The sequence below is a fragment of the Pseudomonas sp. S2_C11 genome (genome assembly GCF_054668395.1).
The window spans coordinates 472,097-484,700 of sequence record NZ_CP162765.1 but is presented as its reverse complement, the minus strand read 5'-3'; the positions used below and the strand labels follow the sequence as shown (position 1 = coordinate 484,700).

Genomic DNA, 12,604 nt, shown 5'->3' with positions numbered 1-12,604 from the left:
TTCCCCGATCGCGGCGATGTTATCCACCACTCCAAGGAAGGGCCCCTATCGTGACTGCCATCAAACTGATCGTTGGCCTGGGAAATCCAGGCGCTGAATACGAACAGACCCGGCATAACGCAGGGGCCCTTTTTGTTGAGCGCATCGCCCACGCACAGAATGTGAATCTCGTGGCCGATCGCAAATATTTCGGCCTGACCGGGCGCTACTCGCATCAGGGTCAGGATGTTCGTCTGCTGATTCCCACCACCTACATGAACCGCAGCGGCCAGGCCGTGGCGGCACTCGCCGGTTTCTTCCGCATCAAGCCTGAAGAAATCCTCGTGGCGCATGACGAACTCGACTTGCCTCCGGGCGTTGCCAAGCTCAAGCAGGGCGGCGGCCATGGCGGTCACAACGGGTTGCGCGACATCATTGCGCAACTGGGCAATCAGAATACGTTCTACCGCCTGCGGCTTGGCATCGGCCACCCGGGCGTTGCCAGTATGGTTTCAAATTTCGTCCTGGGTCGTGCGCCACGCGCCGAACAGGAAAAACTCGATGCCAGCATCGACTTTGCCCTCGGCGTGCTGCCGGATATCCTCGCCGGGGAATGGAACCGCGCGATGAAAAACCTGCACAGCCAGAAGGCCTGACTTTTACCCGAGGGGAAACACCATGGGATTCAATTGCGGCATCGTCGGCCTGCCTAACGTCGGCAAGTCCACCCTGTTCAACGCCCTGACCAAATCCGGTATCGCGGCGGAGAACTTCCCCTTCTGCACCATCGAGCCGAACAGCGGCATCGTGCCGATGCCGGATCCGCGCCTGGAAGCGCTGGCGGCCATCGTCAATCCCAAGCGCATCCTGCCGACCACCATGGAATTCGTCGACATCGCCGGCCTCGTCGCCGGTGCCTCGAAAGGTGAAGGCCTGGGCAACAAGTTCCTGGCCAACATCCGCGAAACCGACGCTATCGCTCACGTGGTGCGCTGCTTCGAAGACGACAACGTGATCCACGTGTCCAACAGCGTCGACCCGAAACGCGACATCGAAATCATCGACCTGGAACTGATCTTCGCCGACCTCGACAGCTGCGAGAAACAACTGCAGAAAGTCGCGCGCAACGCCAAGGGCGGTGACAAGGACGCCGTGGTTCAGAAGGCTCTGCTCGAGCAACTGATCGCGCACTTCACCGAAGCCAAACCGGCACGCAGCCTGATGAAGAACATGAGCGCGGACGAGAAAGCCGTGATCAAGGGCTTCCACCTGCTGACCACCAAGCCGGTCATGTACATCGCCAACGTTGCCGAAGACGGTTTCGAGAACAACCCGCACCTGGACGTGGTCAAGGCCATTGCCGAAGAAGAAGGCGCCATGGTGGTTCCGGTGTGCAACAAGATCGAAGCGGAAATCGCCGAGCTCGACGACGGCGAAGAGAAGGACATGTTCCTCGAAGCGCTGGGCCTGGAAGAGCCTGGCCTGAACCGCGTGATCCGCGCCGGTTACGAAATGCTGCACCTGCAGACCTACTTCACCGCCGGTGTCGAAGAAGTCCGCGCCTGGACCGTCAAGGTCGGTGCCACCGCACCACAGGCCGCCGGCGTGATCCACACCGACTTCGAAAAAGGCTTCATCCGTGCCGAAGTCATCGCCTACAACGACTTCATCCAGTACAAGGGCGAAGCCGGCGCCAAAGAAGCCGGCAAATGGCGCCTGGAAGGCAAGGATTACATCGTCAAGGACGGCGACGTGATGCACTTCCGCTTCAACGTCTAAGCAACAGCCGCACAAGAAAAAGCCGCGTTTGATACGCGGCTTTTTTGTGCCCGAAAGATTGTTAAAAGATCGCAGCCTTCGGCAGCTCCTACAGATGTACATCTATCCCATGCAGGAGCTGCCGAAGGCTGCGATCTTTTGATCTCAAGCTTTTTTAGTACGCGGGAGAAAGATCGCCAACACACCAAACAACGGCAGGAATGAGCAAAGGAAATACACGTACTCAATCCCGTGCACATCCGCCAGATGCCCGAGCAGCGCCGCGCCAATCCCGCCGAAACCGAACATCAGGCCGAAGAAAATCCCGGCAATCATCCCGACATTACCCGGCACCAGTTCCTGCGCGTACACCACGATCGCCGAGAATGCCGACGCCAGAATGAAGCCGATCACCACGCTGAGAATGCTGGTCCAGAACAGATCGACATGCGGCAGGATCAGGGTGAATGGCGCCACCCCCAGGATGGAAAACCAGATCACTGCCTTGCGCCCGATCTTGTCGCCGATAGGCCCGCCGAAGAACGTCCCCGCCGCCACTGCGCCCAAAAACAGGAACAAGTGCAATTGTGAACTCGCCACCGACAGGTCGAACTTCTCGATCAGGTAGAAGGTGAAGTAGCTGGTGAAACTGGCCATGTAGAAATATTTGGAGAACACCAGCAGCCCCAGGACCACCAAGGCACTGGTCACCCTGCCCTTCGATAAGCCGTGCGTCGCGGCTTGGCCGGCCTTGAGCTTGAACAAGTTGAGGTGATTGGCGTACCAGCGGCTGATGCGGTACAGCACGAACAGCGCAAACACCGCGAACAGCCCGAACCACGCCACATTGCCCTGGCCGAAGGGAATGATGATCGCCGCCGCCAGCAATGGGCCGAACGCGGAGCCGGCATTGCCGCCGACCTGAAAGGTCGATTGCGCCAGACCAAACCGGCCGCCCGAGGCCAGCCGGGCAACACGCGAGGCTTCCGGATGAAAAGTCGACGAGCCAATGCCGATCAGCGCCGCCGCCAGCAGAATCAATGGGAAGCTGCCGACCACCGACATCATCAGAATGCCGATCAACGTACACACCGTGCCCGCCGGCAACAGCCACGGTTTGGGGTGGCGATCAGTGTGGTAACCGACCCACGGCTGCAACAGCGACGCGGTCAACTGGAAGGTCAAGGTGATCAGGCCGACCTGGGTGAAGGTCAGGCCATAGTTGGCTTTGAGCATCGGGTAGATCGACGGCAGGACCGACTGGATCAGGTCATTGATCAGATGCGCCAGCGCCACCGCGCCGATGATGCGCATCACCAAGGGGCTGCTTTGCGGAGCAGCGGTCGCCGAGGCAGCGGCGGTCTGAACGTTGCTGATAGCCATGGAAAATTCCGGACAGCAGATGGGTGCCCGCAGGCAGGTGCGTCAATGTGCCATTTTTCGGTGCGCTCGCGCTATCCCCTTAGCCAGCTAACTAACCAACATTCCTATCTCGCGTAGGAGCTGGTGGCGAAGGTGATAGCTCAACGCCATGGTCTGAATCTTGCCTTGCTTCTGCCCTTGAACACGATCGCCTTACAAAGGCGCTCGACAATGGGAAGTTTCGCTACAGAGCCGGCCTACAGAGCGGGCGAGGGTGAACTTTCGAGGCCTTTTAGAGGGCACAGGTCGCAGCCGAAAGGTTCGCGATGCACGCCAATGGTGCGTGGTGTCCAGAGGAGTCATGAGGCATGCAGGCTTTCCTTTCACCGGGGATCAATTTGCTGGGGCGGTTTGGCTTCGCAGGTAAATTCCAATTGTTGTTTCTGCTGTTCATTCTGCCGCTGGCCGGCAGCCTGTTGATGATCGGCCATGACTATCGCGAGAAGCTCAATCTGATCTCGGGCGAACGTGCCGGCGTGCGTCAGCTGCTCGCGCTGGATGCGCTGGACAACCTGCTCGCCGCTCAACGCGACCGCGCCGCCCGCTGGCGCGCCACCGAGACCAATCGTCAGCCTACACCGGCCACCCTCGCCGCCATGGCCGCCTTCGACGGCGTGCAACCGGCGGTGCTGCAAGCCACCACGGAGCTGGGCAATGCCCTGAACCAGCAAGGCGCCGACGGCGCAATCCTCGAACGCTTTCAGGCGCTGCAAACCGCACTCAATGGCCTTGATTCGAAAAGCTTGAGCAGTGTCGGCTGGTGGCCGGACGGTTATGACCGCTTCACCAATGCCTTGGGCGCGCTGCAAGCCTTGCGCGAGCAGATCGTCATGGACAATCGCCTGACCCTTGCACCGTGGCTGGAAACCTACCTGCTGACGCAGATTTCCACGCAGCACGCGCCGGACCTGATCGAGCGGGTCGGCCGTCTCGCCGCAGTCGGCCAGGCTTCGGTCGTCTCCGGTCAGTTCACCCTGCAGAGCCGCCTGCAGTTGCGCGACCTGCGCAGCCGCATTGGTGACGCCCGCGAGCAACTGGTGAAAACCGCCGGCCTGCTGGAGGCGCGTCTGCCAGCCGAGCTGCAAGCTTGGGCCGGCCAGTATCACGACAGCCTGAAACACCTCGACAGCGGCCTGAAAGTCCTCGACGACGGTGTGTTTGGCGGCAGCATCAACCTCAAGCCAGAGGACTTCGAACGCAGCCTCGACGCGCTGCTCACCGACCTCGCTTCCCTGCGCCAGCAATCCCTGGTCGCGCTGGATCAGCGGCTCGATGCGTATTACAGCTCGGCGATCCGCCAGTTCATTGTTGTCGCCGCAATCTTCGGTTGCCTGCTGTTGGCCGCGTTATACCTGTTCGTTTGCCTGCAAGCCTCGATCCGCCGTAGCGCCAGCGGCATCACCTTGCTCGCCGAAGCCTTGCGCGACGGTAACCTGAGCCTGCAAGTGCCGGTGGTGGGGCGCGATGAGCTGGCAGCGATCAGCACCGCGCTCAACGTCGCTGTGGTGCAATTGCGCAGCAGCATGCTTGGCGTCGACCACGAGACCTCGCAGTTGAGCAACGCGGTGCGCAGCCTCAACCAACACTCCAGCGGCGCCCTGAGCGAAGTCGAGGCGCAGCAGTTGCAGATCAGCCAGATCGCCGCTGCCGCCACGCAATTGGCCGCCACCTCGCAAGGCGTCGCGCAAAGTTGCGAACAGGCCTCCGGCAGCGCCCAGCAAACCCGGCGCATCGCCGCCGACAGCAGCCGCGACAGCCAGCGCACCACGGCGAGCATTCAGCAGCTCAATCAGCGCCTGAACGACACCGCCGCCGCGCTCGGCCGGGTCAGCGAGCAAGGCCAGCAGATTCAACTGGTCGTGGACACCATTCGCGGCGTCGCCGAGCAGACCAACCTGCTCGCGCTCAACGCCGCCATCGAGGCCGCCCGCGCCGGCGAACAGGGTCGCGGCTTTGCCGTGGTCGCCGACGAGGTGCGCAGCCTCTCGCAACGCACGCAATCGTCCACCGCGCAGATCGCCGGCACCGTCGACAGCCTGCGCGCCACGGTCAACGAAGCGGTGAGCCTGATGGAAGCCGCCTGTGGTCAGGCGCAATCGGATGCCGAGGCAGTCACCGGACTCGGCGAACGCCTGGGAGAAATCGCCAGCGCCGTACAGAGTGTCACCGACACCCTGGCGCAAATCGCCACAGCGGTTGAAGAACAGGCCAGCACTGCCGACGAAGTCAGCGGCAATATCCAGCAGGTCGATCAAGCGGCGGTGCGTTTGCTCGAAGGCGCACGCGCCGTAAACCTCGCGGCGGACACCTTGAGCCAGGGTAGCGAGGCCCTGAGCGCCAATACCGCCAGATTCCAACTGCGCTGACGCCCTCCCCGGCCCCGATTTTCGGGGCTGGAGGATAAGCAGTTGAAAACAGGAAGAAATATTTTCGATTTACGCTTGACGCTTTGCCATTTCAGGGGAATAATGCGCGCCACTTGGCTACATAGCTCAGTTGGTTAGAGCATAGCATTCATAATGCTGGGGTCCGGGGTTCAAGTCCCTGTGTAGCCACCAAGTACTAAAAACGGCTTACCGAAAGGTAGGCCGTTTTTTTATGCCTCGAGAAAAGTCCTTTTCCTCCCGCTCCCTGCATGCAATTCAGATGCCTCCGTAAGAAAAAAGTAGATCTCTGGTACGAAACGGATCTTTCGTAGCATCAGCCACCTGTCGCTCTCTCCCCGAATCGCTCCTATACCGACAAGCTCCCCTGGCTCGATTCAGCGCCATACAGGGAGTTGGCATGCCTCAATACAAATACCTTCTCGACGATGACTGGTTATTAAATCCGTATAGCGGTGGCAGGGCCTGGTTTACTTTGCTTCCACCGAAAGCGCCGGAGCCGGTGTACATCGAGAAGGATGAGTGGCCTGCGCCCAAGCCACGCGAAGACAGGGTCTTTGCCAAGTCCTGCACGCCGGACAACTGGTGTCGCACGGACGCTGGCACTGCCGAGGAGCCAGCCAGCAACTTCGGCAAGATCATGGTCGCCGGCGCCATGCTCATGCCCTCCGCCAGTACCGCGGTCGCGACGGCGATAGGTGCTGACCTGGCTTTGGGGCGTCTGGCCGGCGGCGGGATTTTGCAACAGCGCCTGAACTGGGCCATCCGTGGCGCCGGCGGGCCGGCCAGCGTCTTTGTGCTGGGAATGCTGCCGAGCAAAATGGCCGACGGCACGCTTCACACCGACGAAGAACTACGCCGCATGAGCCGCGCCACCACGCGCGTGCGCTTCCAGTTTCGTCGTGATGCCGAAGGTGTTCTGCGGGTCTACGGCATCCACTCCGGCGCCTCTGGCGACGACGCCGTACGCACGGTGAACGTCAAGTGGAACGCCGACAAGACCGCCATGGAGGCCAAGCTCAACGGCATCACCATTCTCTGGACGCCGCAACGCGGGCCGTTGGGGTCGATGCCTCCGCTGGTTTATCCCGACCACGGTGAGGCACTCGACCCGATCCTCGTCCACCCGATCCCGGACAACACCGATAGCCAGATTGAGGGTCTGCCGGGCGAGGATGTAACGGCCGAGGATTGTATTCTGGTGTTCCCGGCGGACACCGGGCTGAAGTCGTTGTATGTGGTTTATTCAAGGCCGGCGAGGCAGACGCCTGGGATCGTTACGGGGGTGGGAGAGGATGTGGCGGGGATATGGCTTGCGGGGGCTGATTCGGACGTGGGGGTTCCGATTCCAACAGACGTTGCCAACTCTCTACGAGGACGAGAATTCAAAAACTTCGACTCATTCAGAGCAACCTTTTGGAAAACTGTTGCAGAGTCAACATCGGGGGGGAGTTGATTGAACAGAATGTTGGTCGCATGCGTAAGGGTAAGGCGCCACGTGTGCGTAAAGCCGATAGAGTCGGCGGTAGAAAGTCTTATGAAATTCACCATCTCGAAAAAATATCCAAGGGTGGTGGCGTATATGACCTAGATAACCTTCGAGTAAATACTCCTCGGAACCATATCGATATACACCGGCGTGAATAGGCAAATATGAAAGACACCTTATTAAAAGCCAGCATTTCTGAATACACAGAGGCCGAATTCGTCGCGCTACTACAAGAGCTCGCGAAAGAGGATGAAGAAGCTGAAAACGATGATCGTGCTGATTTACTGTTGGCGCACTTCGAGACAATCAGCGAGCATCCAGCAGGATCGGACTTGATCTACTACCCGGAGCCTGGTGCTGATAACTCCCCTGTGGGGGTAATGCAAAGTGTCAGGGACTGGCGAGAAGCACAGGGATTGCCGGGGTTCAAAGGCTCTTGATAAATCGTGTCGTTGAGGGTTCGAGCCGTCGAGTTAACTTTGGCTGTCACGATTTATTGCGTCTCAACACATCCAAGATTCGTGCATGAGATAGGCAATGGCAACGGAATTCCTTATTAAAGACGATTTGTCAGATTACACCGAGCAAGAATTCATCAACATCCTTGAGGGCATTATCGGAAATGAGGGGAGCGAAGAAGAAGAAAGCAAGCTCGTTCTTCACTTCAATTTGATTTGTGGACACCCAACAGGATCCGATTTGATTTTTTACCCTGAAGATGGCGCCGATGACTCGGCACAGGGAATCATTGAGTCATTGAAGAAATGGCGTAGTGACCATGGGCTGTCGGGCTTCAAGCAATGATAAGAAAACGCACCAAGCAAAGCATAGCTGACTACACAGAATCAGAATTCATCTGTTTCGTGAAAAATATAAGAGCAGTCAACAGAAGTGGGTCTGACAAGGAGCTTGGCAGATTGCTGGCGGAATTCAGGGCTTTGACCGGCCACCCCGCTGGAACAGACCTGATCTTCTACCCCGAGCCCGGAGCAGATACAACATCTGCCGGAATAGCTCGTACAGTCATGGCATGGCGCGAAGCGAATCGACTACCTGGGTTCAAGACATGAATCCTGCCGCCCGTTTCATTTGAACTGTGGAACTTCAACTTGAGAACGTTATGACTAACATATCCGACTACACCGAAGCAGAATTCTTGAAATTTGTGCAATCTGTTCTTGCAGCCAACACAAGCCCAGACGAGATTCTCGATCCGCTGTTGTTTGAATTTGAACGTTTGTGTGAGCACCCAGCGGGCACTGACCTTATCTATTGGCCCGAGGATATGAAACAACAAACAGCCGAGAGCATTACCGAAATCGTGAAAAAGTGGCGCTCTACCCATGATCTACCCGGCTTCAAGCAATAAGTTTCTGACTCACTAACCCAGCATCATTCTCAAGAAGATCGCACCGCCTGAGCTACCGCTTTCGCGAGCAGGCTCGCTCCCGCAAGGGCATCGTTTTCGGCCAATCGATTGGCGCGGCCGCTGAGCGGGAGGGCTGTAATCCTCACGCAGTTTGCACCCCGCCGGCCCGCTCGATAAAGTCCCCGAAGACTTTTACCCCACGGACGGAGAGCCCGCGTGTTTCCAGCCCAGCCCTTGAAGCGCTTTCGCCTGCCAGCCCTGACACTGCTTGTCAGCGCTCTGACCCTCACCGCATGCAACGCCCCGCCCTCTTCTTCGTTGCCGCTGGCACCGGAAGCCGCTTCCGGTTATCGCACTGATCTGCAAACCCGTCATGCCAATAAACACATGGCCGCTGCTGCCAATCCACTCGCGGCCGAAGCCGGGCGGGAGATGTTGCGTCAGGGTGGTTCGGCGATTGATGCGGCGATTGCGATGCAGGCGGTGTTGACGCTGGTTGAGCCGCAGTCTTCCGGGATCGGTGGCGGGGCGATGATTGTGTTGTGGGATGGCAAGCAGGTGCGCACCTATGACGGCCGCGAAACGGCGCCGGCCGGGGCCACCGAGAAGCTGTTCCTGAAGGCTGACGGTAAACCGATGGCCTTTACGCAAGCGCAGATCGGCGGGCGCTCGGTCGGTACGCCCGGGGTATTGCGGGCGCTGGAGCTGGCGCATCGACAACACGGTCGCTTGCCATGGGCGAAGCTGTTTGAGCCAGCGATCAAACTGGCCGAGCAAGGCTTTGCGATTTCCCCGCGTCTGCATTCGCTGCTGACTGCCGATCCACTGATACGCCAGTCGCCAGACATGGCTGCGTACTTCCTGAATGACGATGGCAGCGTCAAAGCTGTCGGCACGCGCCTGCAGAACCCGAAGTTGGCGGCCGTGTTCAAACGTATCGCCAGCGAAGGTGCCGATGCGCTGTACAAAGGTCCGATCGCCGAAGAGATCGTCGCCAGGGTTCAACAGCACGCCAACCCCGGCAGCCTGTCGCTGAACGATTTGCAGCGTTATCAGGCCAAGGAGCGCGCGCCGCTGTGTACCGACTACAAGCGTTGGCAGGTCTGCGGCATGCCGCCACCGTCGTCGGGCGGGATCGCCGTGGCGCAGATTCTCGGCACGTTGCAGGCGCTGGAGACTCGCGATCCCCGCCTGTCGCTGACTCCACTCAAACCAGTGAACACCAATAGGCCGGCCGGCATGGAACCGGTGCCGCAAGCAGTGCACCTGATCGCCGAGGCTGAACGTCTGGCCTATGCCGATCGTGCGCAATACGTGGCCGACACCGACTTCGTCCCGGTACCGGTCAAAGGTCTGCTCGATCCGGCCTACCTGGCCAGCCGCGCCAGCCTGATCGGCGAGCGCAGCATGGGCAGCGCCAAACCGGGCACACCGCCGGGCGTGCAGGTTGCCTACGCACCGGACCGCTCGCCGTTGCGCATCTCGACCTCGCAAGTGGTGGCGGTGGATGATCTCGGCGGCGCAGTATCGATGACCACCACCATCGAAGCCGCGTTCGGCTCGCACCTGATGGTTCAGGGTTTTCTGCTGAACAACCAGATGACCGACTTCTCGTTCATCCCCGAAGAGAACGGGCAGAAAGTCGCCAACCGCGTCGAACCCGGAAAACGCCCACGTTCGTCGATGGCGCCGACGCTGATCTTTGATCGCAACACTGGTGAATTTGTCGCCACGGTCGGCTCGCCCGGCGGCTCGCAAATCATCGAATACGTGGCGAAAACCACCATCGGCCTGCTCGACTGGAACCTCGATGCACAAAGTGCAATCAACCTGCCCAACTTCGGCAGCCGCAACGGTCCCACCGAACTGGAACAGGGACAGTTCAGCCCGGTGCTGATTCAGGCGTTGAAAGACAAAGGCCACACGGTCAGTGAAATCGACATGACCAGCGGCACCCAAGCGATCGTGCGGGTGAAGGATGCGCAGGGCAAAGCGACCTTGACGGGGGTGCCGATCCTCGGCGTGAGGGAGAAGCGTTGGGGGACTGAAACACCGCATTGAAAAAGGCCTGCCGAGCAGCAGGCCTTCTCCCGGGAGTAAATCAGACCGCCAACGTCTTGCCATCCACCCCGTCCCCAATCTTCAGGAAATGCCCCCCCGCCACGTGGTGCAAGGTACGCAATCCATCCTGCCCTTCGAAATGCCAGCGCCCATCGCTGAACACACGCTCGTCGGCCTGGGCGGCGATGACTTCGGCAAGGAACAGGTCGTATTGCTCGTGATTGCGCGGCTCCGGCAGCAGGCGGCATTCGAGCCAGGCGACACAGCCCTCGAGCAGCGGCGCTTCAACCTGTTCGCCAGCGAAGGTTTGCAGACCGTACGCCTGAAACTTGTCCTGACCTTGGTCGCGGGTGATTTCCAGGCCGGAGGTGTTGCCGACGGTTTGCACGATATCGGCCTGATTGACGCAAGGCACGTTCAGCACAAAGGTCCCGGAGGCTTCAAGCAACTGGCGGGTCCAGGTGGATTTGTCGAGGACGACGGCGACTTTCGGCGGTTCGAAATCCAGCGGCATGGCCCAGGCGGCGGCCATGATGTTGCGCTGGCCGTCGTGAGCGGCGCTGACCAGCACGGTCGGCCCGTGGTTGAGCAGGCGGTATGCTTTGTTCAGAGGCACCGGACGGCGGTGGGAAACGCTCATGGGATCTGCTCCGGAGGAAAAGGAGCCGATTGTAGCGCTGTCACTGGAGAATCACAGAACCTGTGGGAGCGAGCAGATGCGGCGCTGCCCCTCGGTGATCGTTCCCACGCTCTGCGCGGGAATGCATCCTGTGACGCTCTGCGTCACGCCAGCGAAGGAACGCGGAGCGTCCCGGGCGGCATTCCCACGCAGAGCGTGGGAGGGATCAGTGCGGTGTCAGTGAGAGAGCTGATTGGCAAACTGCCCCACCGCATCCACCACTTTCTGCGCACCGTCCTGAATCTCGACGATCACCGTGCCCGCCTCCGCCGCCAGCGCCAGGCCCTGTTCGGCCTGAAGCTTGCCGTCGGTCATCAGAGCCACGGCATTGCGGGCCATTTCCTGGTTCTGCCGTACCACGCCGACGATTTCGTCCGTCGCCTGGCTGGTGCGCGAGGCCAGTTGCCGGACCTCGTCCGCGACCACGGCAAAACCACGGCCCTGCTCGCCGGCCCGGGCGGCTTCGATCGCGGCGTTGAGCGCCAGCAGGTTGGTCTGTTCGGCAATGCCGCTGATGGTTTTGACGATCGTGCCGATCACCAGCGACTGCTCGTTCAGCGCCTCGATACCTTCGCCAGCGGCTTGCATGTGCCGCGACAAATCACGCATCACGTTGACCGCTTCGGTGACCACCGTGGTGCCCCGTTGCGCGGTGCTGTCGGTTTGTTGCGAGGTGCTGTAAGCGATGCTCGCTGCGTCGGCAACCGCCTGCTCGCGGTTGACCTGATCGGTAATCACCGTGGCGAACTTCACCACTTTGTACAGTTTGTCGTTGGCATCGACCACCGGGTTGTAGGACGCTTCCAGCCACACCGTACGACCATGGCTGTCGATACGCTTGAAGCGGCCTGCGACGAATTCGCCACTGTTCAAGCGCCGCCAGAAGTTCTGGTACTCGGCGCTGTTGTACTCTTCCGGGGCGCAGAACGTGCGGTGATGTTTACCCTTGATCTGCGCCAGGCTGTAACCCATGCCGTTGAGGAAGCGATCATTGGCGCTGAGCACATTGCCGTTGAGGTCGAATTCAATCACGGCGGTGGAACGCACCAGCGCACCGATCAGGTTCTCATGCTCGCGGGAGGCCTCGATGGTGCGGGTCAGGTCGCTGGCGTAGAAGGAAATGTGTCTGATCCGGCCATCGGACGAGCGTACCGGTTGCACGATGGAACGCAGCCACGCCTCGTCGCCATTGCCGCGCAACAGGCGCACGGCGCCGGCAAAATGCTCGCCACGGCTCATCGAGTTCTTGAAGCGCTGATGGAATTCGTCGGTTTTGACGTGGGCCGGGACGATGTCTTCGATTGCCCGGCCGATCAGGTCCTGGCTCTTGTAGAACATTTCATCGAGAAAATTCTGGTTGACCGAACGAATCCGCCCGTCGGGCTCAAGGGTCAGCGCGAGCATTTCGCTTTCCAGGCTTTCCTTCACTTGTACAAGGCTGGAGAGTTCTTCGCGGAGAGCGG

The 12,604-nt window shown here is 59.9% G+C and carries 11 protein-coding genes, 1 tRNA gene and 3 pseudogenes; 11 read left to right on the top strand and 4 right to left on the bottom strand.

Features of this window, described 5'->3' with window-relative positions; genetic code table 11:
- The first annotated feature begins 50 nt into the window (after positions 1 to 50).
- Both pth and ychF read left to right on the top strand, forming a co-directional pair.
- Positions 51 to 635, top strand: a complete 585-nt coding sequence (pth, locus tag AB4N48_RS02315) for an aminoacyl-tRNA hydrolase (RefSeq protein WP_016773203.1) — start codon at positions 51 to 53, stop codon at positions 633 to 635.
- A 22-nt stretch (positions 636 to 657) separates the two neighbouring features.
- A complete protein-coding gene (gene ychF, locus AB4N48_RS02310) occupies positions 658 to 1,758 on the top strand; it encodes a redox-regulated ATPase YchF (protein ID WP_016773202.1) in 1,101 nt (366 codons plus the stop codon).
- Between the two features lie 144 nt (positions 1,759 to 1,902).
- Here ychF and AB4N48_RS02305 read toward each other — a convergent pair whose 3' ends face one another.
- Positions 1,903 to 3,120, bottom strand: a complete 1,218-nt coding sequence (locus AB4N48_RS02305) for an MFS transporter (protein ID WP_039761258.1) — start codon at positions 3,118 to 3,120, stop codon at positions 1,903 to 1,905.
- A 347-nt stretch (positions 3,121 to 3,467) separates the two neighbouring features.
- Between AB4N48_RS02305 and AB4N48_RS02300 the strand changes: the two genes are divergently transcribed.
- The 9 genes and pseudogenes from AB4N48_RS02300 (at position 3,468) to ggt (ending at position 10,449) form a co-directional block, all read left to right on the top strand.
- A complete protein-coding gene (locus AB4N48_RS02300; protein WP_460094730.1) occupies positions 3,468 to 5,525 on the top strand; it encodes a methyl-accepting chemotaxis protein in 2,058 nt (685 codons plus the stop codon).
- Positions 5,526 to 5,640: 115 nt separating this feature from the next.
- Positions 5,641 to 5,717, top strand: a tRNA-Met gene (locus tag AB4N48_RS02295).
- 226 nt (positions 5,718 to 5,943) lie between these two features.
- On the top strand, positions 5,944 to 6,999 hold the full coding sequence (locus tag AB4N48_RS02290) for an S-type pyocin domain-containing protein (RefSeq protein ID WP_375122684.1): 1,056 nt from the start codon (positions 5,944 to 5,946) through the stop codon (positions 6,997 to 6,999).
- 20 nt (positions 7,000 to 7,019) lie between these two features.
- Entirely contained in the window at positions 7,020 to 7,190 is a 171-nt protein-coding gene (locus AB4N48_RS02285; RefSeq protein WP_330221322.1) for a hypothetical protein, read from the top strand.
- 6 nt (positions 7,191 to 7,196) lie between these two features.
- Positions 7,197 to 7,472, top strand: a complete 276-nt coding sequence (locus AB4N48_RS02280) for a bacteriocin immunity protein (protein WP_076564112.1) — start codon at positions 7,197 to 7,199, stop codon at positions 7,470 to 7,472.
- A gap of 97 nt (positions 7,473 to 7,569) precedes the next feature.
- On the top strand, positions 7,570 to 7,836 hold the full coding sequence (locus AB4N48_RS02275; RefSeq protein ID WP_252876894.1) for a bacteriocin immunity protein: 267 nt from the start codon (positions 7,570 to 7,572) through the stop codon (positions 7,834 to 7,836).
- Complete coding sequence (locus tag AB4N48_RS02270; protein WP_076564114.1) at positions 7,833 to 8,102, top strand: bacteriocin immunity protein; 270 nt, start codon at positions 7,833 to 7,835, stop codon at positions 8,100 to 8,102. The genes AB4N48_RS02275 and AB4N48_RS02270 overlap by 4 nt, the downstream gene beginning before the upstream one ends.
- A 50-nt stretch (positions 8,103 to 8,152) precedes the next feature.
- Complete coding sequence (locus AB4N48_RS02265; RefSeq protein ID WP_460094729.1) at positions 8,153 to 8,401, top strand: bacteriocin immunity protein; 249 nt, start codon at positions 8,153 to 8,155, stop codon at positions 8,399 to 8,401.
- 216 nt (positions 8,402 to 8,617) lie between these two features.
- Positions 8,618 to 10,449: pseudogene (gene ggt / locus AB4N48_RS02260) on the top strand (gamma-glutamyltransferase).
- Between the two features lie 53 nt (positions 10,450 to 10,502).
- On the opposite strand, the gene AB4N48_RS02255 reads toward ggt, so the two are convergent.
- The 3 genes and pseudogenes from AB4N48_RS02255 to AB4N48_RS02245 all read right to left on the bottom strand — a co-directional run.
- Positions 10,503 to 11,102: a flavin reductase family protein gene (locus AB4N48_RS02255; protein ID WP_460059168.1), complete on the bottom strand. Its 600-nt coding sequence runs from the start codon at positions 11,100 to 11,102 to the stop codon at positions 10,503 to 10,505.
- A gap of 216 nt (positions 11,103 to 11,318) precedes the next feature.
- Positions 11,319 to 11,756, bottom strand: a pseudogene (locus tag AB4N48_RS02250) (methyl-accepting chemotaxis protein); the annotation flags it as partial.
- 150 nt (positions 11,757 to 11,906) lie between these two features.
- Positions 11,907 to 12,545, bottom strand: a pseudogene (locus tag AB4N48_RS02245) (PAS domain-containing protein); the annotation flags it as partial.
- Positions 12,546 to 12,604: the final 59 nt, after the last annotated feature.

Coding starts and splice junctions, on each gene's coding strand:
- AB4N48_RS02275 (WP_252876894.1), top strand. CDS start 7,570: ATGGCAACGGAATTCCTTATTAAAGACGATTTGTCAGATTACACCGAG.
- AB4N48_RS02305 (WP_039761258.1), bottom strand. CDS start 3,120: ATGGCTATCAGCAACGTTCAGACCGCCGCTGCCTCGGCGACCGCTGCT.
- AB4N48_RS02255 (WP_460059168.1), bottom strand. CDS start 11,102: ATGAGCGTTTCCCACCGCCGTCCGGTGCCTCTGAACAAAGCATACCGC.
- AB4N48_RS02270 (WP_076564114.1), top strand. CDS start 7,833: ATGATAAGAAAACGCACCAAGCAAAGCATAGCTGACTACACAGAATCA.
- ychF (WP_016773202.1), top strand. CDS start 658: ATGGGATTCAATTGCGGCATCGTCGGCCTGCCTAACGTCGGCAAGTCC.
- AB4N48_RS02285 (WP_330221322.1), top strand. CDS start 7,020: ATGCGTAAGGGTAAGGCGCCACGTGTGCGTAAAGCCGATAGAGTCGGC.
- AB4N48_RS02265 (WP_460094729.1), top strand. CDS start 8,153: ATGACTAACATATCCGACTACACCGAAGCAGAATTCTTGAAATTTGTG.
- AB4N48_RS02290 (WP_375122684.1), top strand. CDS start 5,944: ATGCCTCAATACAAATACCTTCTCGACGATGACTGGTTATTAAATCCG.
- AB4N48_RS02280 (WP_076564112.1), top strand. CDS start 7,197: ATGAAAGACACCTTATTAAAAGCCAGCATTTCTGAATACACAGAGGCC.
- AB4N48_RS02300 (WP_460094730.1), top strand. CDS start 3,468: ATGCAGGCTTTCCTTTCACCGGGGATCAATTTGCTGGGGCGGTTTGGC.